Source organism: Bacillus sp. Marseille-Q3570 (assembly GCF_946151055.1).
Classification (GTDB): Bacteria; Bacillota; Bacilli; order Bacillales; family Fictibacillaceae; genus Pseudalkalibacillus.
This window is the reverse complement of record NZ_CAMGYZ010000004.1, coordinates 305,194-328,294: the sequence shown is the minus strand read 5'-3', so window position 1 is coordinate 328,294 and position 23,101 is coordinate 305,194. Positions and strand designations below refer to the sequence as shown.

Annotated in this window: 13 protein-coding genes; 9 read left to right on the top strand and 4 right to left on the bottom strand. The window is 43.0% G+C overall.

All coding sequences use genetic code 11. From position 1 onward, the window contains the following. Positions 1-29 precede the first annotated feature (29 nt). Both N8M93_RS09435 and N8M93_RS09430 read left to right on the top strand, forming a co-directional pair. The gene (locus N8M93_RS09435) at positions 30-1,886 is read left to right on the top strand and encodes a sodium:proton antiporter (protein ID WP_261131271.1); all 1,857 of its coding nucleotides are present in this window, start codon (positions 30-32) and stop codon (positions 1,884-1,886) included. 610 nt (positions 1,887-2,496) lie between these two features. Beyond that, positions 2,497-3,369 carry a hypothetical protein gene (locus N8M93_RS09430; protein ID WP_261131270.1) on the top strand — a complete coding sequence of 291 codons (873 nt, stop codon included), beginning with the start codon at positions 2,497-2,499 and terminating at the stop codon, positions 3,367-3,369. A gap of 203 nt (positions 3,370-3,572) precedes the next feature. Here the strand turns inward: N8M93_RS09430 and N8M93_RS09425 are convergent, their stop codons facing one another. Together N8M93_RS09425 and N8M93_RS09420 are read right to left on the bottom strand one after the other, a co-directional pair. Further along, entirely contained in the window at positions 3,573-4,523 is a 951-nt protein-coding gene (locus N8M93_RS09425) for an isopenicillin N synthase family oxygenase (protein ID WP_261131269.1), read from the bottom strand. A 141-nt stretch (positions 4,524-4,664) separates the two neighbouring features. Further along, positions 4,665-5,099: an SRPBCC family protein gene (locus tag N8M93_RS09420; protein WP_261131268.1), complete on the bottom strand. Its 435-nt coding sequence runs from the start codon at positions 5,097-5,099 to the stop codon at positions 4,665-4,667. Positions 5,100-5,486: 387 nt separating this feature from the next. Here N8M93_RS09420 and qoxA point away from each other — a divergent pair, with 387 nt between their 5' ends. From qoxA to qoxD, 4 genes are read left to right on the top strand one after another with little or no spacing between them, the layout of a single operon-like run. Further along, positions 5,487-6,401, top strand: a complete 915-nt coding sequence (gene qoxA, locus N8M93_RS09415) for a cytochrome aa3 quinol oxidase subunit II (protein WP_396125487.1) — start codon at positions 5,487-5,489, stop codon at positions 6,399-6,401. Between the two features lie 20 nt (positions 6,402-6,421). Beyond that, on the top strand, positions 6,422-8,353 hold the full coding sequence (qoxB, locus tag N8M93_RS09410; protein WP_261131267.1) for a cytochrome aa3 quinol oxidase subunit I: 1,932 nt from the start codon (positions 6,422-6,424) through the stop codon (positions 8,351-8,353). A gap of 14 nt (positions 8,354-8,367) precedes the next feature. After that, positions 8,368-9,003, top strand: coding sequence for a cytochrome aa3 quinol oxidase subunit III (qoxC, locus tag N8M93_RS09405; protein WP_261131266.1), 636 nt, complete (start codon positions 8,368-8,370; stop codon positions 9,001-9,003). Further along, the gene (gene qoxD / locus N8M93_RS09400; RefSeq protein ID WP_261131265.1) at positions 8,996-9,292 is read left to right on the top strand and encodes a cytochrome aa3 quinol oxidase subunit IV; all 297 of its coding nucleotides are present in this window, start codon (positions 8,996-8,998) and stop codon (positions 9,290-9,292) included. Before qoxC ends, qoxD begins: the two co-directional genes overlap by 8 nt. 465 nt (positions 9,293-9,757) lie before the next feature. Here qoxD and N8M93_RS09395 read toward each other — a convergent pair whose 3' ends face one another. Both N8M93_RS09395 and N8M93_RS09390 read right to left on the bottom strand, forming a co-directional pair. Continuing rightward, positions 9,758-10,018: a spore morphogenesis/germination protein YwcE gene (locus N8M93_RS09395; protein WP_261131264.1), complete on the bottom strand. Its 261-nt coding sequence runs from the start codon at positions 10,016-10,018 to the stop codon at positions 9,758-9,760. A gap of 174 nt (positions 10,019-10,192) precedes the next feature. Then, positions 10,193-10,543, bottom strand: a complete 351-nt coding sequence (locus N8M93_RS09390) for a DUF488 domain-containing protein (RefSeq protein WP_261131263.1) — start codon at positions 10,541-10,543, stop codon at positions 10,193-10,195. Between the two features lie 148 nt (positions 10,544-10,691). Between N8M93_RS09390 and N8M93_RS09385 the strand changes: the two genes are divergently transcribed. The 3 genes from N8M93_RS09385 to N8M93_RS09375 all read left to right on the top strand — a co-directional run bounded on the left by N8M93_RS09385 (position 10,692) and on the right by N8M93_RS09375 (position 23,039). Continuing rightward, positions 10,692-11,798, top strand: a complete 1,107-nt coding sequence (locus N8M93_RS09385) for a PRK06851 family protein (RefSeq protein ID WP_261131262.1) — start codon at positions 10,692-10,694, stop codon at positions 11,796-11,798. Between the two features lie 152 nt (positions 11,799-11,950). Beyond that, entirely contained in the window at positions 11,951-13,276 is a 1,326-nt protein-coding gene (locus N8M93_RS09380) for a S8 family peptidase (protein ID WP_261131261.1), read from the top strand. Between the two features lie 361 nt (positions 13,277-13,637). Further along, the gene (locus tag N8M93_RS09375; protein WP_261131260.1) at positions 13,638-23,039 is read left to right on the top strand and encodes a carboxypeptidase regulatory-like domain-containing protein; all 9,402 of its coding nucleotides are present in this window, start codon (positions 13,638-13,640) and stop codon (positions 23,037-23,039) included. Positions 23,040-23,101: the final 62 nt, after the last annotated feature.

Genomic DNA, 23,101 nt, shown 5'->3' with positions numbered 1-23,101 from the left:
TCAAAATATTCAGAATGAAGGAGAACATAATGATTGAATCTTTACTATTTACAATCATGCTGATCATCGTCTTGGGAATCGGTTCACAATGGTTAGCCTGGCGTTTCGGTTTTCCTGCAATCGTAATCATGACAGTTGCTGGTCTCTTAGCCGGTCCATTTCTTGGTATCATCAACCCAGAAGAGGATTTCGGGCAATTATTCAATCCAATCATTTCAGCAGCTGTCGCCATCATCCTTTTTGAGGGTAGTTTGAATTTGGATTATCGTGAAATAAAAGGCGTTGGCAGACCGATATTGCGTATTGTCACCTTTGGTGCGTTACTTGCTTGGATTCTGGGCTCATGGGCAGCCCATTACTTTGCAGGACTTTCCTGGGCTGTTGCATATGTAATCGGAGGGTTATTCATTGTTACTGGTCCCACGGTCATTCTCCCTCTTTTAAGGCAGGCCAAGCTAAAGGCTCGTCCTGCAGCGATTCTGAAATGGGAAGGTATTATTGTCGATCCTTTTGGAGCTTTATTAGCTGTATTCGCTTTTGAAATCATTAAATTTCTTACAGAAGAAAGTGTCACAGCTCAAACGTTGTTACTCTTTTTCGTGGCTTCTGCAGTAACAGGGTTCCTTGGGTGGCTCTTCGGACGAATATCTGGTTGGATGATTGAAAAAGGACATGTACCAGAATTCTTGAAGTCGCCTTTCGTATTTGCCTTTGTACTTGCTTGCTTTTCCATTTCAGACGAAATCATGCATGAAACAGGCCTTCTGGCAGTAACTGTGATGGGAATCACAATGGCAAATATGCACATCACTTCCATCGATGATATGCGTCACTTTAAAGAAACGATGTCGGTCATGCTCATCTCGGCGGTATTCATCATGATTACGGCTTCCTTGAAGATTGAAACACTGCTTGAGATTTTCAACTGGAACATTCTTTCTTTCGTCGTCCTTATGATGATTGTTGTCCGCCCATTATCGATCTTTTTATCAACGATCCGGACAGATTTATCATTTCAAGAGAAAACATTGGTCGGTTGGATTGCGCCTCGAGGAATTGTGGCACTGACGGTTTCAGGGTATTTCGATAGAGCATTACAAGATCAAGGTTTTGAAGATGCGAGACTGCTGACTCCATTGACGTTAGGGCTTGTATTCGCCACGGTTTGCGCACACGGATTTTCAATCCGGTGGATGGCCAGGAAACTGGGACTGGCGATTGATGACCAACCAGGTGTTCTGCTAGTCGGTGGAAGCAGTTTTAGCGCTAAGTTTGGAGAAGTTTTAAAGGAATTGAAAATTCCGGTGTTGATTACGGACTCTTCTTATGATCGATTGATAACTGCTCGAAATCTTGGTGTACCGATTTATCGAGGGGAGATTTTATCTGAACAGACGGATTACCAGATTGATTTCACACCTTATGAATATATGGTTGCTTCCACGGATATCGATTCGTATAACGCACTTGTATGTAATACGTTCGTTCCTACATTCGGAAGGACGAATGTCTATCAATTGAGCCTTCATAATACCACAGGAGATGATCTCCGCGGACTTGACCCTACGGTTAGCGGAAATATCATTTTTCATGATGGTGCAACATGGGAAGTGCTCAATAAAAAGGTTGAAAGCGGTTATGTCTTCAGAAAAACGAAAATCACTGACCAATATTCGTTTCAACAATATGTAGATGAACGAGCTGATGATGCGGAATTACTGTGTATCCTCAAGGCTTCAGGAAAAATCGTATTCTTCACAGAAGAAAATTCAGTCAAAGGTGAAGATGGTGATATCGTCATCAGTCTAGGCCCGCCGAACAAAGGGACAGATAAAATAAGAGAAAAATATGAAGAAAATTCAAACCCTACAATTACTCGGGCATAGGTATCAAAACTCGGGCTGACAAATCACGTCAGTTCTGGTCTTTAAAAAGAAGGCTGTTTTCTAAAAGATTGTTGCTTTTGAGTCATTTTTGAAAATCACCTTGTGCAAGTTGATTGGAGAGCAAGGTGCGAGACCTCCTCGAAAATGAAAATCGCATTTTCTTCGTGCGATGTAAAGCTGCCGAAGCTTTCGGTGTCCTGAGGGATCAGCCGTGCCTACTACCTGAATAATCTCCTCGCAAGGCATGCACGAGGAAGCTCGCTCTTCGACAGGACTTTCTTGTAGACGCAGGAGCACAAATGCTTCCTTGAAAAGGAGACTCCTGAGGTGAGTAAGGCGAAGAGTGGCTCACCGCACGCCCCGCGGAAAGCGAGCATCCTGGAGCGGAAATCAACAATTTTTTAAAGAAAACTTGGCGAGGCCAAGCCTTTTGTAGGTCGAGCCTTAGTTGCCCTTATACTGAAGAAAGTATGAAATTTGGCACTACCACAGTATATTCAACTGTGGTAGTTTTTTGTTGTTGTGTCAATGCATGTATCTAAGCAGGACTGAAGACCTAGGAAAGAGAATAGGTTAACAAGGTTTGGACTGGTGAGAAGGACGTGTTCTTATGGTGGTTAAAACGATTAGGTACTTGATATACGGAATTTTGTTTTTATTGATTCCAACAACACTCATTTTGATGGCTGTTCATCTTACGGTATTTAAGCCTTATGATACAGTCAGTGAGTTTGAGCAAACAGGTGTATATGACGAGCTTAAAATCATTCTCCCAAAAGCATTACAAGAATCGGAAGAACTCTTGGATGTAACTTCTGATGGAAGAATGAATGAGATTTTTAAAGAGGTTGTAAAAGAATACCTGACTGTTAATCGGATATCAGAAATCCTATCCTTCATCGAGAAGGACATATGGGATTATATTTTAGATAAAGATGTTGAATTAGAAGCGATTGATCTCACTGATATTCGCACCGCTTTCCTTGAGAAAGTGCAGCGCAGTGAAAGCATGCAGGGCGAAATCATCTACCATGATAAATTCATCGATCGCATAGAATGGGCACCGTTACTTAAAATGAACCAAAAACGAATGGATAAAATGAAGAAGTATTATGAGCAAATGACTGCTTTGGTGATTTGGAATGGCTTGATGGTTATTCTGTTGATTGGCCTTACCTTCTTACTGGAGACGAATCGGCCAAGGAACCTGAAGTGGTTGTCGGCACTTTGTGTGATAGCAGGGTTCACATTGATGACCGCAGCTGTGTTGTTCCATATCATTGGGATTGAATGGATGTATACACAGCTGGAACTATCAGCTATATTCTCAGGTTTGACGGATAATATCCACGCAACATTGGATCAGCATTTCCTCGCATTTCTTTCTGCTTTACTCGGATTTGCAGGATTATTGTTTGTGACGGGCCTTATCCTTTATGGATTGACTATCCTTATGGGCTTTAAAAGGGAGGTAACAACCTAGGTGCAAAATGGAAAACTGTCGAGATTTTTTGCTGAAACAGTTTCGGGGGAGAACGCTATCGGACACAGGAGACCTTAATTTCCAAATAACTTATACTCTGGTGTCCGTTACGTTCAAGGAAAATATACAGAAATCAAAAAGGCTGCCCGAACATTGATGAAAATTGATGTTCTGGGTCAGCCTCCCACTTATTGCATAATGAGTTAAGCTTTTATCAAGCCGATTTCTACCAACCGTTCGTATAGAAAGTCTCCGGCAGTAATCGCTGGATATTTTTCAGGATTATCTTTAGTCACACAAGCTGGGATCGTTTCGAGTAAACAACTGCTGTAAGGATGGACGAAGAACGGCATTGAATATCTGGATGTGTTTTCACCGATAGGATTTACGACACGGTGTGTTGTGGCAGGAATGACTTCGTTTGTGATTCTTGAAAGCATGTCTCCTGCATCAACAATGATTTGCCCTTTTTCAGCTTTTACTTCCATCCATTCGCCTTCACGAGTTAGAAGCTCTAACCCAGATGCTGTAGATTCGACTAGTAATGTAATCAAATTGATATCTTCGTGTTCAGCTGCGCGGATTGCATTCGGATCCATTGATTCATCAAGTTTTGGATAATGGATGGAACGAAGGATGCTGTTTCCGTCCTTGATCATATCAGAGAAGAATTCTTGACGAAGATCGAAATGCAGTGCTAAAGCTTCAAGCATGTTGCGCGCAACACGTTCCAATTCACGATAGAAATTTCCAGCGTATTTACGCAGTTCAGGTATTTCTTCTGGCCATACGTTTGCAGGATAGTCTGCAGTTAAAGGATGTCCATGAGGAAGTTCTTGTCCTGTATGCCAAAACTCCTTCAGGTCACCGACAGTACGGTTTTTCGCATGTTCTTTTCCAAAACCAGTGTACCCACGCTGACCTCCATCAATTCCTTCATATTTCTGCTTTGTTTCTACATCCATGCTGAAAAGCTTTTCCCATAATTCATAGTTTTTGTCAATCAATTTCGGATCAACACCATGACCTTCTAAAATGATGAAGCCGATCTCCTTAAGTCCAGCTGCAAATTCTTCTGAGAACGATTGGCGGGACTGTGAATCTCCATGTGTATAGTCCTTTAGATTCAATGTACGAATGAATGGTTTACTCAAAATGTTAGAACCTCCCCGGATAACAAAAATGTAATCGTTTACAAACCTTTTTGATTATACCATGTGATTAGAGGTCTAACAACTAGATTCATAGTCCTTATTCAATCTGAATACCAGGTTCAGGTCATCAGCCCTTTTGAATCACTTACCTTCTAGCTGTTTTTTTAAGTTTTCATAATCTGTTTTCACGGATTTTTCAACCATTCTTTTCATTATTGGTTGTGCAATTTTAAATACTTTCGTTGCATCACCCTCGACAATAGCAGTCACCTTAGTTGCACCATTAAATTGCTCCACTGTACGTGTGACCGTAATTGGAAAAGTGCTTTTAATACTTGTAATCTTTATTTTTTCATTTTCTTCATAATCTACAACACGGAAAGTTGTGATAATACGCTTGCCTAAAAATTTCGCTACCTGATCATATATTGAACCTACCTGTAGCGGCCCATTTGTAGTGAACTTTGCTTCGATCATACCTTTTTGCCACTTTGGGTTGTTTTCAAAGTTTGCAATATAGGCAAAAACCATTTCAAGAGGTTGTTCAATCACTTTGTTTACAACAACTTTTATCATATTAATCCACCTTTTTATAAATATGTGACTAAATCGTAACATATTTTTTGTATACAGGCAATATTAATGTAATTTAATGTAAATAGGCTGCAAACGGGCTTATTTATGTTGCTTTTGGATGGATCAGCCACCCGATGAAGCAATATCCAATTTTTTTGAACTATATTTGACCAACTTGTTTCAAATTTTTGAGCTTTTAACAATCTGGTGACACTTTGTGTTTAAAGGGATTCGAAAGGTTTTACAAATGACTGAGATAGGGTAAAGCTAACTCATAACCTCTTTAGACTCAAACTGTTCCACCTTGTAAGGGGAGAGTTGGTTATCACATATACAAAGTTAAGGACCTCATACAGTTGACTAATCCCGGAGAGGAAGGTGATTCCATTGGAAAAACAGGCAAAGCTCATTCTTGGATTCATATCCCTGATTATGATGACCTTAATTAGCGGCTGCAGCGAGCTTGCAGTTTTAGATCCAAAAGGCCCCGTCGCTCTACAACAAAAAGATCTTATCATGCTGTCGATCGGATTCATGCTTTTCATCGTGCTAGTTGTCTTTGTCCTATTTACATTCATGATCGTCCGTTACCGGGAGCGTCCAGAGAATGCAGATTATGAACCTCCTCAGGATGAGGGAAGCAAAGTACTTGAGATCATCTGGACAGTGATACCTGTCATTATTGTCATAGCCCTTGCAGTTCCAACCGTTAAAACAATCTATGCACTCCAAGAACCACCAAAGGCCACATCCCATAAAGATCCGGTGATCATCCATGCAACTTCTGTCGATTGGAAATGGATTTTTACTTATCCGGAAGAAAATATCGAAACAGTCAACTACCTACACATACCAGAAGACCGCCCAATCCTCTTCAAGCTGACTTCTGCTGACTCGATGGCAGCTTTATGGATTCCACAATTAGGCGGACAGGAATATAACATGGCAGGCATGGAAACGGAGATTTATCTACAAGCGGACGAGCCTGGGACATATAAAGGCAGAAACGCAAACTTTACAGGAGAAGGGTTTGCGAAACAAAAGTTCATTGTAAAAGCTCAAACAAAAGGCAATTTCGAAAAGTGGGTACAGGAAACAAAGGAGTCTGCACCAAAACTGACACAAGAAAAATACAATGAGTTGATGAAAATGGAACTATTCACTGAAAAGCTAACATTTTCGTCAACACATCTTGAATGGGTCGATCATTCGAAACAAGCAGACTATGCGGTCAAAGTCCGCAAAGGATTGGATCCATCAAAAGATAAACATAACCACAATGGCTCACATGGATCACATTAGTAGGGAAGGGGGAAGAGACGATGAAATGGGATGAATTTTTTGTAACAGGAGATCCATTCATCTATGCAGCCGATGTTTCCATTGTCTTAACAACAATCGCGATCGTATTTGTCCTGACTTATTATAAAAAGTGGAAATGGTTGTGGAGTGAATGGCTTACTACTGTTGATCATAAAAAAATCGGAATCATGTATATCATTGCTGCTGTCTTGATGCTGTTCCGTGGTGGGGTCGACGCCTTGCTCATGCGGGCGCAGATCACCGCTCCAGGTTCAGAAATTCTCAAATCGCAGCATTATAATGAAATCTTCACGACACATGGGACGATCATGATCATCTTCATGGCTATGCCGTTCTTGATCGGTTTGATCAACTTTGTCGTACCACTTCAAATCGGGGCAAGAGACGTAGCATATCCGTACTTGAATGCTGTGAGTTTCTGGACGTTCTTCTTTGGAGCTATGCTTTTCAATATTTCTTTTGTGATAGGTGGTTCACCCTCAGCAGGATGGACAAGTTATGTACCATTAGCTGGAGATGAACTGAATCCCGGACCAGGTCAAAATTATTACCTGCTCGGTTTACAAATTTCAGGGATCGGGACTTTGCTTACCGGAATCAACTTCCTTGTTACGATATTGAAAATGCGTGCTCCGGGTATGAGTGTGATGAGGATGCCAATGTTCACATGGTCAACCTTGATCACGATGCTTTTGATTATCTTCGCATTTCCTGTGCTGACAGTAGCACTTGCTTTGATGACCTTTGACCGTCTGTTCGGTAGTCATTTCTTTACCCTTGCGGACGGCGGTCTTCCGATGCTTTGGGCGAACCTCTTTTGGATTTGGGGCCATCCTGAAGTATATATCGTCATTTTACCGGCATTCGGTATTTTTTCAGAAATCATCAGTACATTTGCACGAAAAACGTTGTTCGGATATAAAGCGATGGTCTGGTCGATGGTATCCATTGCCGGCCTAAGCTTCATCGTTTGGGTGCATCATTTCTTTACGATGGGAGCGAATGCAGTCGTCAACTCGTTCTTCTCGATTACGACAATGGCGATTGCGATCCCGACCGGGGTGAAAATCTTCAACTGGCTGTTCACCCTTTATAAAGGCCGGATAAAAATAACGACAGCCATGTTATGGTCCCTGGCTTTCATCCCGAACTTCACGATTGGGGGAGTGACTGGGGTCATGCTTGCGATGGCTGCGGCTGACTATCAGTATCACAACACGTATTTTCTCGTAGCTCATTTTCATTATGTATTGATTTCCGGAACTGTATTTGCTTGTTTTGCAGGCTTGTACTTCTGGTATCCGAAAATGTACGGTCACAAACTGAACGAGCGTATTGGTAAATGGAGTTTCTGGTTATTCATGATTGGATTCAATGTCTGTTTCTTCCCAATGTATTTCCTTGGCTTGGATGGTATGCCGAGGCGGATCTTCACATACGAATGGGCAGACGGATGGTTCGACTTGAATATGGTGGCGACAACAGGTGCGATCGGTATGGCAATCGGATTTGTCTTACTCGTCTATAACATTTACTGGAGCTTCCGTTATGCAGAACGTGAAACGATGGGAGACCCATGGGATGGCAGGACGCTGGAATGGTCGACACATACACCAGTCCCGTTCTATAACTTTGCTAAAATTCCTGAGGTCTCTGGACTAGATGCTTATTCGAGAATGAAACGGGATCCTGTTAAAGATATCAAGAAAGATTACAAGCCAATCCATATGCCAAGCTACTCTGGAAAACCGATTATCATGTCAGTAGCCTTTTTCATAAGCGGTTTCGGTCTTGTATTCGAGTGGTGGTGGATGGCGATAGCAGGTCTGTTCGGTGTACTGGTCATGCTTGTCCTGCGGTCGTTTGATTATGATGATGGTTATTATGTGTCCGTTGAAGAAATTGAAAGAATTGAAAAATCCAATGAGTAGAGGAGGCGTGAAAAATGGATTATGTGCAATCTGAAAACGGCAAGCACGAAGCTCCTGACACGCCGTTAGAATATCAATCGGAGACAGGTCGGTTGAACATCCTGGGGTTCTGGGTCTTCCTTGGAGCAGAGATTGCTCTGTTTGCAACCCTTTTTGCTTCATATCTCGTATTAATAGGACGTTATGGGGATGGACCTACGCCTGGTGAGTTATTTGAAGTAAAAGGCGTTCTGATTGAAACGTTCTTGCTCTTAACTTCGAGTTTCACTTGCGGTTTGGCTGTTCATGAAATGCGGCGTAACAGCTTAAAAGGCCTGATTGTCTGGCTTGGCATCACATTACTATTGGGATTAGGATTCCTGGGCTTTGAAATCTATGAATTCATCCACTACATCCATGAAGGAGCCAGCTTGACGACAAGTGCTTATTGGTCCGGCTTTTTCGTCCTCGTGGGAACACACGGCGCTCACGTTACAATGGGTATAGCCTGGATGATATTGATCATCATCCAACTGGTCCAAAGAGGATTGACAAAGCATACTACCAGAAAAGTATTTGTCGCCAGTTTGTATTGGCACTTCCTTGACGTCGTATGGATCTTTATCTTTACTGCAGTTTATCTGTATGGGATGGTGATGCACCATGGCTAAAAAGAGTTCACACTTTCCATGGCAGCATTTGATCGGATTTTTATTATCCATCATTTTGACCTTGGCCGCTTTATGGGTAGGGTTGTATTCTGGATTTTCGATGACGGTGATCATCGCAATCATTGTAACCTTAGCGATTTTCCAGGCGATCATCCAACTGCTCATGTTCATGCATATGACAGAAAGCAGTAGCGGAAGAGATCAGACCCATATGATGCTCCATTCAGCATTTATCGCGGTCATTCTCGTAGTTGGAACGTTATTCGTATTATCATACGGATTCCATTAAGCATATAAAAGAGCGTGCTGACATGTTGTCAGCACGCTTTTTTCAGTATAATTGCACAAGCTGGCGGCTTCGGAAGCAATACCCCGTACGAAGGAAAAGCAATTGCTTTTCGAGGAACGGATGGTAAAGCTGACGCCTATGGCTTAGCTTTGCCAATTTTTTACGTTTAGGACAAGCAGGAATTAGGTCTAAAGTGCCGATTTGCGCAAAATAGGGATGAAATTACGCAAGGTGAGCCGATTTTTACGCAAGCTGAGCTCAAATTTGCTCAAATCAGCAAAAATTTACTCTGTAGAATTCACTTCCTTAACGAAACGCGACTCCACCACAACATTTTGGTTTTTCTCGAAAAGTTGTAAAGTTCGAAGAGGTTCAGACACGTTTTGGACAACACTTAAAGAAAGTATTAAATAACTCTGCGAAATTCACCAGGAGTGTTGTGAATTTCGCAGAGTAAAAGTCAAATTAAATTTTCTTCGCTTTGTTGAACGCGTGTCCAGTGAAGATCATAAATGCAGCTACATGTGCGAAAATGACATTCGCTACGAAAATCGATCCTAAAACAATATGTGTCAGCATACTCAAGTCAAATGATAAATACAAAACCACATACAGCCACATGCAGAGGATGAATGGGATTTGCAAGATCGCAAGTTTTTTCCGGTCCTGCCACAAAAAGAGCGGCGTCGCACTTGCTACAAGTAAATAAACTAAGAATACGTCCATGATGGAACGCCTCCCTCCATAAACCGATTGTTACCGCTTACAAAAGAATACTTTACAAATAAGTATGTCCCGTACATTGTGACAACTTTAAATCTAATTTGTGAACGATTTGTTACAGATAGTATAACACGATAATAATTATTTGTGAAAAGTTTTTGAACAATCGGGCGCCAATCAGGAGAGATAATCCTTCAAAACGACAGCATGGTTATGCTTTTGATCTTTGGCAGCATACAAAAGGGTCACTTTTCCGTCTTTCATGAACGATCTTAGTTTTTCTACAGCTTTTTGTTTTTCTTCATCATTATCCAATTCCTTTTCATATTTTTCCTTGAATTCCTTGAAACGGTCAGGGTCATGTCCAAACCATTTACGCAAATCCGGACTTGGAGCTGCCTCCTTCAACCATTCATCTAAATCTGCCTCTTCCTTAGAAACTCCTCTTGGCCAGATACGATCAACCAGGATCCGTTTTCCATCATTTTCTGTTTTGGATTCATAAATTCGCTTCAATTGAATAGCCAATTTCATAACCTCCGAACAATTTGTTTATATTAATTTTCCTTTTTCATAAATTCTTTAAACGCACCTTTTCGATCTGGGCAATCACCCAAAAGACTTTGTTGCATATAATAACAAAGGCAATCCGATATCAAGAAAGGGAGTGCTTGTCTTGTCAGGTAAGATTACGAACTATTTTGCAGGCGGGAATACCGCTAGAGGGTTCTACAGTCTATATGAATCAAATTTAGAGGGACTAGACCGTTTGTTCATTCTGAAAGGCGGCCCTGGCACCGGAAAATCATCACTGATGAAAGCGATCGGACATGAATGGAACGATAAAGGATATGATATAGAGTTTCTTCACTGTTCATCCGATAATGAGTCGATCGATGGGGTAATCATTACAGCATTGAAAGTCGGAATCGTCGATGGTACAGCACCGCATGTCATTGAACCGAAATTCCCTGGGGCAGTGGAGGAATATGTGAATTTAGGATACGCATGGGATTCAAACATACTGGCATCCCACCGGGAAGAAATCGAAAAGCTCGGCACCCGTATATCTGATGCTTTTGATGAAGCGTATGCTTATTTTTCAGATGCCCTGGAAGTACATGATGAATGGGAAAAAATCTATATCGAAAATATGGACTTTACAAAAGCCGATCAACTGACAAATGAATTGATCGAAGAATTCTTTGCAGGTAAATCATTGCATAAAGTCTCGAAGGTAGTACATCGCTTCTTAGGGGCGGCTACGCCAAAAGGTGCAGTGGATTTTGTCCCCAATCTGACAGAGGGAGTTTACAAACGGTATTTTATCAAAGGCAGACCAGGATCAGGTAAATCGACGCTGTTGAAAAAGATTGCTGCAACAGCGGAAGATAAAGGATTTGATGTTGAAATTTATCATTGTGGATTCGATCCGAACAGTCTGGATATGGTCATCATACGGGAGCTCGGTATTGCGATTTTCGATAGTACGGCACCTCATGAATATTTTCCAGATCGTGAAAATGATGAGATCGTTGATATGTATAAAAGAACAATCACTCCGGGAACGGATGAAAAATATGCAGTAGAACTATTGGATATCACAGAACGCTATGCTTCAAATATGAAAAGTGCAATCCAATGCCTGGCAGAAGCGAAGGAATATCATGATGAATTGGAAAATTACTATATCAAAGCAATGGATTACGATAAAGTGGAAGAACTGAAAAATAAAGTTGAGCAGGAAATCAAACGGTTGTCGATGATCGGTCAGACAACATGAGCATGGAATGAGGACAGATACAACGTTAGCGTCTGTCCTCATATTTTTAGTTTGTTCACTCATTTTCTCTATCGAATAGGCGTGTACCGTTACGATTTTAATAGATTCTCATAATCTAGTAAAAACCTGACAAATTTGATAGAGGTGAAAGCATGTTTGGTTATTCCATGGTTCAAACCATAAGAACCTATGCGCATAAAATCGATCAGCCACTGAGAGAACAAATGCTTTACATGTACAGGCCGTTTACCTGGATCCCTTGCTTTATGCATAAATCTGTTGAACGGTTCATAAAGAAAATGAAGAAAGTTTCAGTCGTCATCGAGTTCGTAGAAGGTGGATTTGAGAATGGATGTCATGAACTCCATCGTTATTCAAAAAGCCATACACGATGCCGGGTGAGAAAAACCTTCTCATTCGTATCCTGTTGCAGTATCGATGCTACTCCTGCCATGCTCGAAGATGTCCTTAGTAAATGCTCTCATATTAAAAAAATTTATCTGAATCGAGAAGTACAAGCCTTGTTGGATGTTGCTACGCCATCCGTGAATGCTGAAAATATCATTCGGAACAATACAGCTTTGTCCGGAAAAGACGTTACCATTGCAGTGATCGATACTGGTATCCACCCTCATGAAGACCTTGATGGTCGAATTGTAGATTTTGTCGATTTCGTAGATCAGCGAATAGAACCATATGATGACAATGGTCACGGGACGCACTGTGCTGGTGATGCTGCCGGGAACGGAACAGCTTCAAATGGGAAATATAAAGGACCTGCTTATGAGGCAAACCTCATCGGGATAAAGGTGTTGAATAAAATGGGGTCCGGGACACTGGAATCAATCATGCAAGGTATCGATTGGTGTCTCCAATACAATAAGGATCATCCAGATAAAAAAATAGATGTCATCAGCATGTCGCTTGGTGCAGCTGCCCAAAAGTATGAACACGAAGATAAAGATCCGATGGTGCAAAGTGTCGAAAAAGCTTGGGAAAATGGAATCGTCGTTTGTGTAGCCGCAGGGAATAGCGGTCCGAACGCCCAAACGATTTCAAGTCCAGGGGTGAGCGATCGTGTGATTACTGTCGGGGCTTCGGAGGACTACAACACAGCAGACAAATCGGATGATGATGTTGCTAGCTTTTCAAGTAGAGGTCCGACGGTTTATGGGGTGGAAAAACCTGATATACTGGCTCCTGGTGTCAATATCGTCTCTCTCCGTTCCCCGAATTCATACATCGATAAGCTGCAAAAGTCGAGCCGGGTCGATGGCGATTATTTCGTCATGTCAGGCACATCAATGGCAACACCAATCTGTGCAGGTGTCGTTGCGTTGATGCTGCAGCACTCTCCGAATGCTACCCCGGATCAGATCAAGGAGATGCTTTTGAAAGGAGCGGATCAGAGAGAAGGACTTGATCCGAACATCTATGGACGTGGCTTCATCAATGCTGAAAATTCAATACCTGAATAACAGCCGTTCGATATATAATGAACTGTGAGTGATATTTCATTCACAGTTTTTTTGTAGCATGTGAAGCAAGTATAAATACTTTCTTCAATTGTAGAAAAACTTTGGTTGTTTATACAACGTATCATCTTTTCGTCCTTTTCCCCCTATTTTTCGCTCCTCTTCCCTAAATTTTGCTTCCTTCCTCTTTTATATGTCAAAAGTCCCGACCGTTAAATCGAGCAAAACTCCTCCTTTTCCACTTTTTGGATGAATCCTTCGTATGAAAAATTTCGAAATAGTCCCAATTATTAGAAAGTTAGAAGGTAAATGTCAATTATTGTGTAATTTTGGTTTATGACTAAAACTTAAGGAGTGAAACTATTTGCGAAGATTGAGACGGAATCGCAAGCTTTTCGCATTACTGTTCAGTTTTTTACTTATTTTCTCTATGTTTGCGCCACAATCTACATACGCAGAAACAGCATCAGACAATTCAGCCACCGTAGATCATGACGTCCTGGAGAAGGAACGGGAAGCGGAGTATCAAGCAAAGTCGGAAGACACCTCTAAGGAGGAAAAATCATCTGATCAAGAAAATGAAGGAGAGGTTGAATTTGCCTCATTGATGGAAGGACTCGGCTGGGAACCTCCATCTCTATCTGGACAATCTCCACAGGCTGAAACAGAGCCTGACAAGGTTGAAGCAGATATCCTCAATCAACTGGAAAAGAAAGAAAAAGTGGACGTCATCATCAGGATGAAAGAACGTCCAGACATCGAAGCGATTTTTCCCCAGATCAAAGCAAAAAAATCAAAGGCAGAGAAAGTAAAGCTGCTTAAAACACACCTCGAAGAAAAAGCAAAAGCCTCTCAAAAAGCACTCGATAAAGCAATGAATTCACTCGAACAAAAAGGAAAAGCAAAAAAGCATAAGAGCTTCTGGATCATCAATGCGATGTCAGCAACTGTATCTAAGGAAGCTTTAAAGGAATTACAAGAAAGAGACGACATTGAGCGGATCACGTTGGACCGTGTTCTCAAAGTGCCAGAAATCCAACAGGATGAAAATCCTCCTAAACTGCCTCAATGGGGTCTTGAAAAAATCAAGGCAACGAAAGTCTGGGGCGATTATGGTCTCAAAGGTGAAGGTGTCGTTGTCGGAATCATGGATACCGGGGTCGACGGGTCTCATGAAGCATTGAAGCATAATTATCGCGGTCGTGACGGCGATCACTCCGACTCCTGGATCGATGTATCGGGGAGTGGCTATAGCACCCCAACTGATGGCCACGGACATGGTACTCACGTTGCTGGTTCCGCAGTAGGCGGTGGTGCAGGTGAAGCGATAGGTGTCGCGCCGGAAGCAGAATGGATTGCAGCCAAAATCTTTTCAGATGGCGGTTCTGCCACAGTTTCAGGAATCCATGCTGCTTTTGAATGGTTCATGGCACCAGGTGGAGATCCATCCAAAGCTCCGGATGTTGTGAACAACTCGTGGGGAAATTCAAATACTTACAGCATGGAGTTTTATGAAGATGTACAAGCCTGGGTTTCTGCAGGCATTTTTCCAATGTTTGCAGCAGGAAACGATGGACCAGGGTCACAAACAATCGGGGCTCCAGGGAGTTTCCCGCAGTCGTTTGCGATCGGAGCAACAGATGTTAACGACCAGATTGCCTACTTCTCCAGCCGTGGGCCGGTTTATTGGGAAGATGAGAATGGAAATCAAATCCGCTTATTGAAACCGGATGTATCCGCACCAGGGCATCACATCTATTCTGCCTGGCCGACAGCTAAGGGGGAAGGCAAATACAACACGATAAGCGGTACATCAATGGCAACCCCGCATGTAACTGGTGCACTTGCCTTATTGCTCCAGGCGAATCCTGATTTGACAGTGGATGAAATGAAAGAACTTCTTCGTGACACGGCAAGAGTGGAACCGTTCATGGGAGCATTACCGAACGACGTTTATGGACATGGTATTGTCGACATTTATCAGGCGGTAACAGAGACTGCATATGCTGGAGAGTTGAAAGGAACACTGGAAAATGCAGACGGTGAACCGATCAGCGGGACGATCCAGTTTAACAATGGTGTGTCCTATGATATTGCTGAAGACGGTGTCATCGATTTGAAGATAAGAGAAGGCAGCCACGAGGTCGTCATCGAGTCATTCGGATATGAAGACCAAACCGTAACCATCAATATTCAGAAAGGTGTAGTGACGGATGTTGAGTGGGTATTAGAACGTGCCACATCTTATGCTCTCGAAGGGAAAGTTGTAGAGGCAGACAGTGGTGATGCAATACCTTTCGCTTATATCCGTGTAATGGATACACCATTAGAGCCTGCACGAACCGATGAACAAGGGAATTTTACCCTAGGGCAAATACCAGTCGGCACTTATGAGCTTCAGGTATCCGGTGAAGGGATTGCCGGCACATCAATGGAAGTGACGATGGATGCCGATCAGAACATCCAGATTGAAGTTGGAGCTTCTGAATCCAGTTCAAAGCCTGGCTGGAATACGGCGAACAATAATAATGGGCGTAACGCCGTATCCCCGTCTTCAATTGATATAAATAAATTGGAATTGGGTTGGGAATATGAATTGGGCTCAAAAGGAGAAATTTTATTTTCGACTCCTGCTGTTGCCGATCAAAGCGTAGTCCTGACGACAGATCGTGGTTGGGTCGTCAATCTGGATACAGAGACAGGTGAAGAAAATTGGAGCATCCGTTTAGGTGCGACGAACCGGTCAACCCCAACCATTGAAAATGGAGTCGTCTATTTATCAGGTGGGCAAGATGGGCGGATTTATGCGCTCAATCTCTCGAACGGGAATATTTTATGGAACTACCAAACTGACTCCATAACAGTCTATGAATCACCAATCTATCATGATGGAAAACTATTTGTAGGATCAGGTTTGGATGAAAATGCACATGTGACCGCGTTGAATGCAGAGACAGGTGAAAAGATCTGGAGCACCCCTCTAGGCGCACCGACATTTTTTGGCGGTAGTTTAGGGGATGGCAAGCTCTATGTAGGCAGTTACGACAACATGACCATCCGTGCACTTGATATTGCTGATGGCTCTGAAGTGTGGAGCAAGACCCTTACGAATGAAGGCGTCGCTGCTCGTACAGTTTATGTAGATGGAGAATTGTATGTGGTCGGTACCAATTTCAATGCCGAAACAGGTACGTTATATAAACTTGATCCAGATAGCGGCGAAGAAATTTGGAAGGTAGAAGGAATCGGTGATACACAAGCAGGGTCACCAGTCGTCTATGAAGATATCGTTGTCATGACATCTGCCGCTCAACCGATTTTAAGAGCATTTGATCGTGAAACAGGAGAGATCGTCTGGACGAATCGGGCAGTCGGTTCAGCCTTGCACAATGGATCAGTCACATCCAATGGAATCCTCTTTGTTGCCGGGACAAGCGGAACCTTTTATGCGCTGGACGTCTACACGGGTAAAAGATTAAAAGAATTCCCGCTTCCAGATTACAGCACATCTGGACTTCCGGTCTTACCAGGAAAGGTCCTTGTTCCATATCGTAAAGGGATCCAAAGCTATCAATCTCCTGGCGTATTGATGGGGACCATGAAGGATGGAGACGGACAACCTGTAAAAGGAAAAGTCTCTGTACTGGAAACAGGGGGTGAAGTCGAAGCAGATGAAAATGGGAATTTCACGTTAGAACATCGTCCTGGTGAATATACCGTCAAGGTTGCACAATACGGGAAACAGCAAGTGGAAGAAACCATTCGTTTTGTTTCGGGCTATGAACGTACGAAAGACTATGTACTAGAAGACGCAGAAACAGGTTCGCTACAAATCCAGGTAAAAGATCAGCGAAGCCAGGATGGCCTTTCAGAGGTAGAGGTGATACTGAAAGATACATCTGTCGAAGGAACGACGAATGAAAACGGATCGTTTACAGATGAAGCCGTTTTTGAAGGGAAATATGAATTGGTCCTATCGTTGAACGGTTATGTAGAACAAAAACAGATGATCACTGTTACACCAGGGGAAGAAACGATCATCGAAGTTGAAATGCAACCGATCGACATAGCTGTACTCAATGACTGGAATTCTGAAGTGACGAAACTCCTGAATGTCAATGGGTACACAGCAGAAGAACGAGATTGGGATATTGTTGAGGATATCGAACGTTATCAGGTCGTTTATCTTAACGGTGCTTATGGTTCCGGTGGCGAACAGCCTGATGCAACGACCTTCGATTCCTTAGTACAAGCTGCTGAAGAACATGATGTCAATTTGATTTTCGCTGACCAATGGGGTTCAAGCTATGGTTCGATCGAACATTTGCACGAGTATTATGGCGATCCGAAAGAATTCGATCACCAATATGATGGTGGTGCTGTAAGACTCCAAGTGGATGCCGAACATCCGATTTTCGAAGGGTATGAAGTTGGAGACAGACTGACTCTCTTTGAACGTACCGGGGATCTGACATGGTTCAATCAGTATTCAGGACGTCATCTCGGATCGATCGGGAATACGTCATTAGGCTTTATTGGTTCAGGGGTCGCCTATAAAGCGGTATCGGAAGACAGTGCACATCTGCTTCTTTCGAGCCACGGTGCAGCACCTTGGATTTCACCTTTACAAGGGTGGTTGGGAGCCCAACAACAAATCCTGTTCAACGGAATTGATTTCTTGAACGAAGCGGAATATGGACATGTATCGGGAACTGTCGTGAATGTTGATGGTGAGCCTGTCGAAGCCCAAATCGAGATTCTTGAAACAGGTGTGAAAACACAAGCTGTTCTTGGCGAAGGTTCTGGAGCGAATGCAGATTATGAATTATTCCATGATCCAGGCACGTATACGATGGAAGTCCGTGCGTTAGGTTACGAAACGCAAACACAAGAAGTGACGTTCACGCATGGAGAGCCTGCAGAAGTCTTTATCACACTCGGTGCGTCGAATGGCGGTACCATCACAGGACTTGTAACAGATTCGAATACAAAACAGGTCGTGAAAGAAGCACAGGTTACAGTGACGAATGAAGCTGGTGATGTCGTAGCGGAAACGATGACTGGCACGAATGGACGATATGAAGTCACGGATTTAGAAGACATCGTCTATACATTGACCATCGAAAAAGAAGGGTACATCAAGCAAACGAAACAGGTTGATATGGGAAGGTTCGAAGGGGAGTTGAATGTTGAATTGGCTCCAGTACCTGAACTTGCCGTCATTGGTGATTACTACTCAGCTGAACGAAATTTTGCTTCTGTATTCAATGAAATAGGAGTCGACGTTACAGAAATATCAGAAAGCGATGCAGCTGAACAAATCGGAAACTATGACGTCGTATTCTTTAACGACGGCGACTTCAACAAATCCGAATTCGATGCCATGATGAAAGCCGCTGATGAACATGAAACAAGTGTGATCTTTGGTGAACATTATTGGAGCGGCTCTGGTATCGACCAACTTGTCGACCTTAGAGGTGATCCTGAAACAAGAGAGACCTTCAGAGGATCGACACTTGCAGCAGGATATCAGGTGACAGAGGAGCATCCAATTTTCAATGGAGCAAACGTAGGGGACTTTATTGAACTCCTCACGCCAGATACCAGCGACATCGGTGCTTTTGATGGGTATAGCGGTTATCCACTAGCAACCATCAAACATGAAGGAGATTCTGAACCATACGGTACCGGTCTCGCTTATAAACCAAGGACTTCAGGCAGTATGGAAGTACTGATGGCCGGACACGGGTTCTACTTCTCACATGACGCGGACGACTACACACCGGAAGCGAAAGAATTGCTAGTAAATACCGTATTATGGGCGGCAGAGGCCCAATACTCAACCATCAGTGGAACGATCACGGACGAGGCAGGGAATCCATTAGATGCCGAAGTCAAAGTCAATGGGATGGATTTCTCTGATCAGACCAACCCAGAGGATGGCACATTTTCAATTGCGATCCTGGATGGTGAGTATGAAGTTGAAATTCAATCTTTCGGTTATCAAACTGAGACCATGTCGGTCGATGTTTCAGGAAACAGCGATCCGTTGATGATTGATATGGATGTAAAAGAGAATGTCGGATCAATTTCCGGTGTCATCGAAAATGAAAAGGATGGAAACGCAGTTGAAGGCGTGACGATTGATGTTCTGGACGTTCCTCGAGAGACAACGACAAATACACAAGGACAATATTCAATCGAACGTCTTGAACCAGGAACGTATACGTTACGTGTTGAAAAAGACGGCTATGTACGTCAGGATATCGAGGTGCAAATCACTGACAGTGAAGAGGTCACACTGCCGATCGACTTGAAGCCATCTCCGACTGTCGGAGTAATCGTCGATATAACAGCTTCAGGATATCCTACGTTGAAAGGTTATTTAGAAGAGCGTGGTTACATTGTCGAATATATTGGTTATGAAGATACAGATCGATTGGCTGAGATGGACCTCGTGTTTGCAAACTCAGATTACACGGGTAGTCAAATACCATCTGAAACAGATTTCAAAGCTTTCTTGAAAGCATTGGATGAATCGAAGACATCTGTCATCTGGACAGGTCAGGATGGTGGAAGAGGGTCGATCAGGTACTTAAAGGATTATCTGAATGATCCAACCACTGTTTTTGGAGGTAGTACTGAAGGTTCACAGGGAATCGTCGTAGAAGAACATCCACTTACAGAAGGATTGGATCTAAACCAAACATTCCATATCCCAGCACGATTTGATTATTACTATGGTTTTGATGGATATTCTGGACATACTGCAGTTGAATTCAAGAATGACAACACGGGTGACCAGGGCAGCATGGTCGCGTATAAAGGACGGACAAATGATTCTGTCGAGATTTTACTAGCAAATATGACCTACAGCCATGTGTGGAATACCAATCAGTCCTTCGATCCTGTGCGTGAAAAGATTTTGAACAACGCACTCCTTTGGGCGCTTGATAACGAAGAAGCCCTTGTGGGAGAACTCCACGGGCAAGTGGTCAACGATCAAGGAATGGCTGTAAAAGCGACGGTAGAAATTACGGAGAATGGGAAGACAATCGAAACTGATTCAGACGGAAGTTTCTACGCAGGGCTAGAAGAAGGCAGCTACGAATTGACAATCAATGCATTTGGACATGAAGAAAACACATTCACTGTGAACATTTCCAACGGAGATACACTCGAAGAAACGTTTGTACTTACTGCAGAAAATGCAGGGGTCGTGAATGGGATCGTCAAGGATGGAGAAACAGGTGATCCTATAGCCGATGCTTCTGTTTCATTCTTAGGAACGCCGATTGAGGCTTCCACAAATGAAAATGGTGAGTTCAGCGTATCGGCTCCTGAAGGGGAATATGACATTAAAGTATTGGCTTCAGGATATGGTGCGAATACGCAATCAAATGTCCAAGTAGTCGCAGGAGCAGAAGTCGATTTGACCTTCTCGATGCAGACATCTCAAAAACTTGCGGTCATCGGCTATAGTCCGAACGAAGCAAGATTGGTTCCATTCCTTGAATCGAATGGATACGATGTCGATTTCTATCAAAGGGATGATTATGAATCCTTACAGCAAGCACTTGCGGATTATCAATTGGTCATCTATAACGATAAAGATTATTCGATGACCAACGATCAGTTCAGAGCATTCGTAGAAGAGGCGAATGATCTTGAAGTCAGTATGATCTTCGTCAGCCAGTATGGTGGCGGAACGATCAAGAGTCTTGCTGATGCTTATGGAGATCCGGAAAGCGTCAGATCTTCATTCGCGAGCCAGTCGATCAATGTTAGAGTCGATCAACTCCATCCGATCTTCAGTGGATTTGAAGTTGGAGATGAAATCGAAATTTTGAACAATGGAAACAGCAATCAGCAGTATTCCATTTATGAGAACTTCTCAGGAACGACAATCGGTTCTCTGACTCATGAGGAAAAAGGTCTACTTGGTGAAGGAATCGGCATCAAGTATCCGACTGCCAACAACGTGCATGTCCTTTTATCTGGGTTACAAGTTGGCGGGTATGGTTCACCAGAAAGCCGCTGGACAGATGAAGCAAAGCAAATCTACTTGAATGCCATTGACTTTGCTACGACAGCAAGTCTTGGTGAAATCAAAGGTACAGTAACTGATGCAGACGGAAATCCGATTGCTAACGCTAAAGTAACCATTCCATCAGAATGGATCGAAGTAACGACTACTGACGATGGGTCTTACAGATTAGGTGTTGGTGTTGGCCATTACGAAGTGAAGGTCCAGGCACGAGGTTTTGTCGAACAGGTCAAGGAAGCTGACGTAGCTGAGCTTGGAGACTCAGTCACGTTGAACTTCACAATGGAGGCAATCGAAGGCGTGACGTTATCTGGACATATCCTCAATGCTGAAACAGAAGATGGTATTGAAGGCGTCAAAGTGACCCTGACGCCAGAGGATCCAGCTGGATTTGTGGAAGAAACGACGACAGATGCTTCAGGAAGCTACGCATTCGAAAATCTTCTTCCAGGGGATTATGAGCTGAAGATGGAGGTAGACGGTTACTTGCCATCAACAGAAACCATTACCGTTGGCGAAGAAGATGTTGAGGCGAATCTGACGATGAACGCTTACCAGGTGGCTGTTCTCGGAGATGTCAATGATACACTAGTCGATTTCTTGAATGATCAGGAAGTCTATGCAGAATCCAGAGATTGGAATCTTCTTGGACAAGTGGAAGATTACAGCCTCATACTCGTCAATACGAAAGAAGGTACAACAGAACAAGTAGAACAATTGATTGAAGAAACAGATGATAAACAAGTCAGCGTCGTGTTTGTTGGGACTTGGGGTGTCGGTGAAGGTTCGATCCAACTCCTTGAAGCAGCAGAAGGATATCCTCAAAAAGACCAGCATGGTTACGATGAGGGATCAGTCTACATCCAACCGGTGAAAGATCACCCGTTATTTGAAGGTCTTGTGGAAGAAGGAAGCGAAGATACACCGATCAAAGTACATGCAGCCAAGAGTCCATATTCCACGTTCAAAGGTTATCCAGGCATGACATTGGCCAAATTGTTGGTAGATGAAACTGAAAAAGGATCTTCCATTGCATATGAATTCAGAAGCGAAAGTCACATGCATTTACTGTTATCTTCCTTTGCTGTGACAAACATCATCGGTCCTGAATATGGTTGGACTGAAGAAGGGAAACAACTCTTCACCAACTCTCTGAAATGGGCGATGGATGCTGAACAACAAGCACCGAACGCACCAGAATGGGATGAGGAAGAATTGAAATTCAAGCATGAACCGGTGGTTGTGACTGGAAAAGCTGATCCAGGGACAACGGTCCATGTATATGCAGAGAGAGGAAATGCTCGTAACGAACTTGGTTCAGTTCAAACGAAGCCGGATGGTACATTCGAAATCGAGTTGGAGATTGGAAACGGCAGCTATTTCCTTCGTGCTGAGGCTGAGAACTTTGCTGGGACGGCAGAGTCTGAAAATCGACTTCATGTCATCGTGGCAGGTAAACCGGATACCCAGCCTGAAGCAGAAGCAACAGTGAAAGATGGGAATGTTCATTTGACCTGGAAAGACCAAGGGGCCGACCGTTATGTTATCAAACGGAATGGAGAACAGATTTCGGAAATGAAAGAAGTTAGCTTTACGGACGAAACTGTTGAACCAGACCAAGAATACACTTATCAGATCACTGCAATAATGGGAGATGGCGATAAGATCTCCTATGCTCCACTAACTGTTACCATAAAGGAACTACAATCAGCAAACTGATTCATTCCAAACAGGCACCTCTTCTGATAGGGGTGCCTGTTCTATTGAATTTTGGGTTTGAT

Coding starts and splice junctions, on each gene's coding strand:
- N8M93_RS09435 (WP_261131271.1), top strand. CDS start 30: ATGATTGAATCTTTACTATTTACAATCATGCTGATCATCGTCTTGGGA.
- N8M93_RS09430 (WP_261131270.1), top strand. CDS start 2,497: ATGGTGGTTAAAACGATTAGGTACTTGATATACGGAATTTTGTTTTTA.
- N8M93_RS09420 (WP_261131268.1), bottom strand. CDS start 5,099: ATGATAAAAGTTGTTGTAAACAAAGTGATTGAACAACCTCTTGAAATG.
- qoxB (WP_261131267.1), top strand. CDS start 6,422: ATGAAATGGGATGAATTTTTTGTAACAGGAGATCCATTCATCTATGCA.
- qoxC (WP_261131266.1), top strand. CDS start 8,368: ATGGATTATGTGCAATCTGAAAACGGCAAGCACGAAGCTCCTGACACG.
- qoxD (WP_261131265.1), top strand. CDS start 8,996: ATGGCTAAAAAGAGTTCACACTTTCCATGGCAGCATTTGATCGGATTT.
- N8M93_RS09395 (WP_261131264.1), bottom strand. CDS start 10,018: ATGGACGTATTCTTAGTTTATTTACTTGTAGCAAGTGCGACGCCGCTC.
- N8M93_RS09380 (WP_261131261.1), top strand. CDS start 11,951: ATGTTTGGTTATTCCATGGTTCAAACCATAAGAACCTATGCGCATAAA.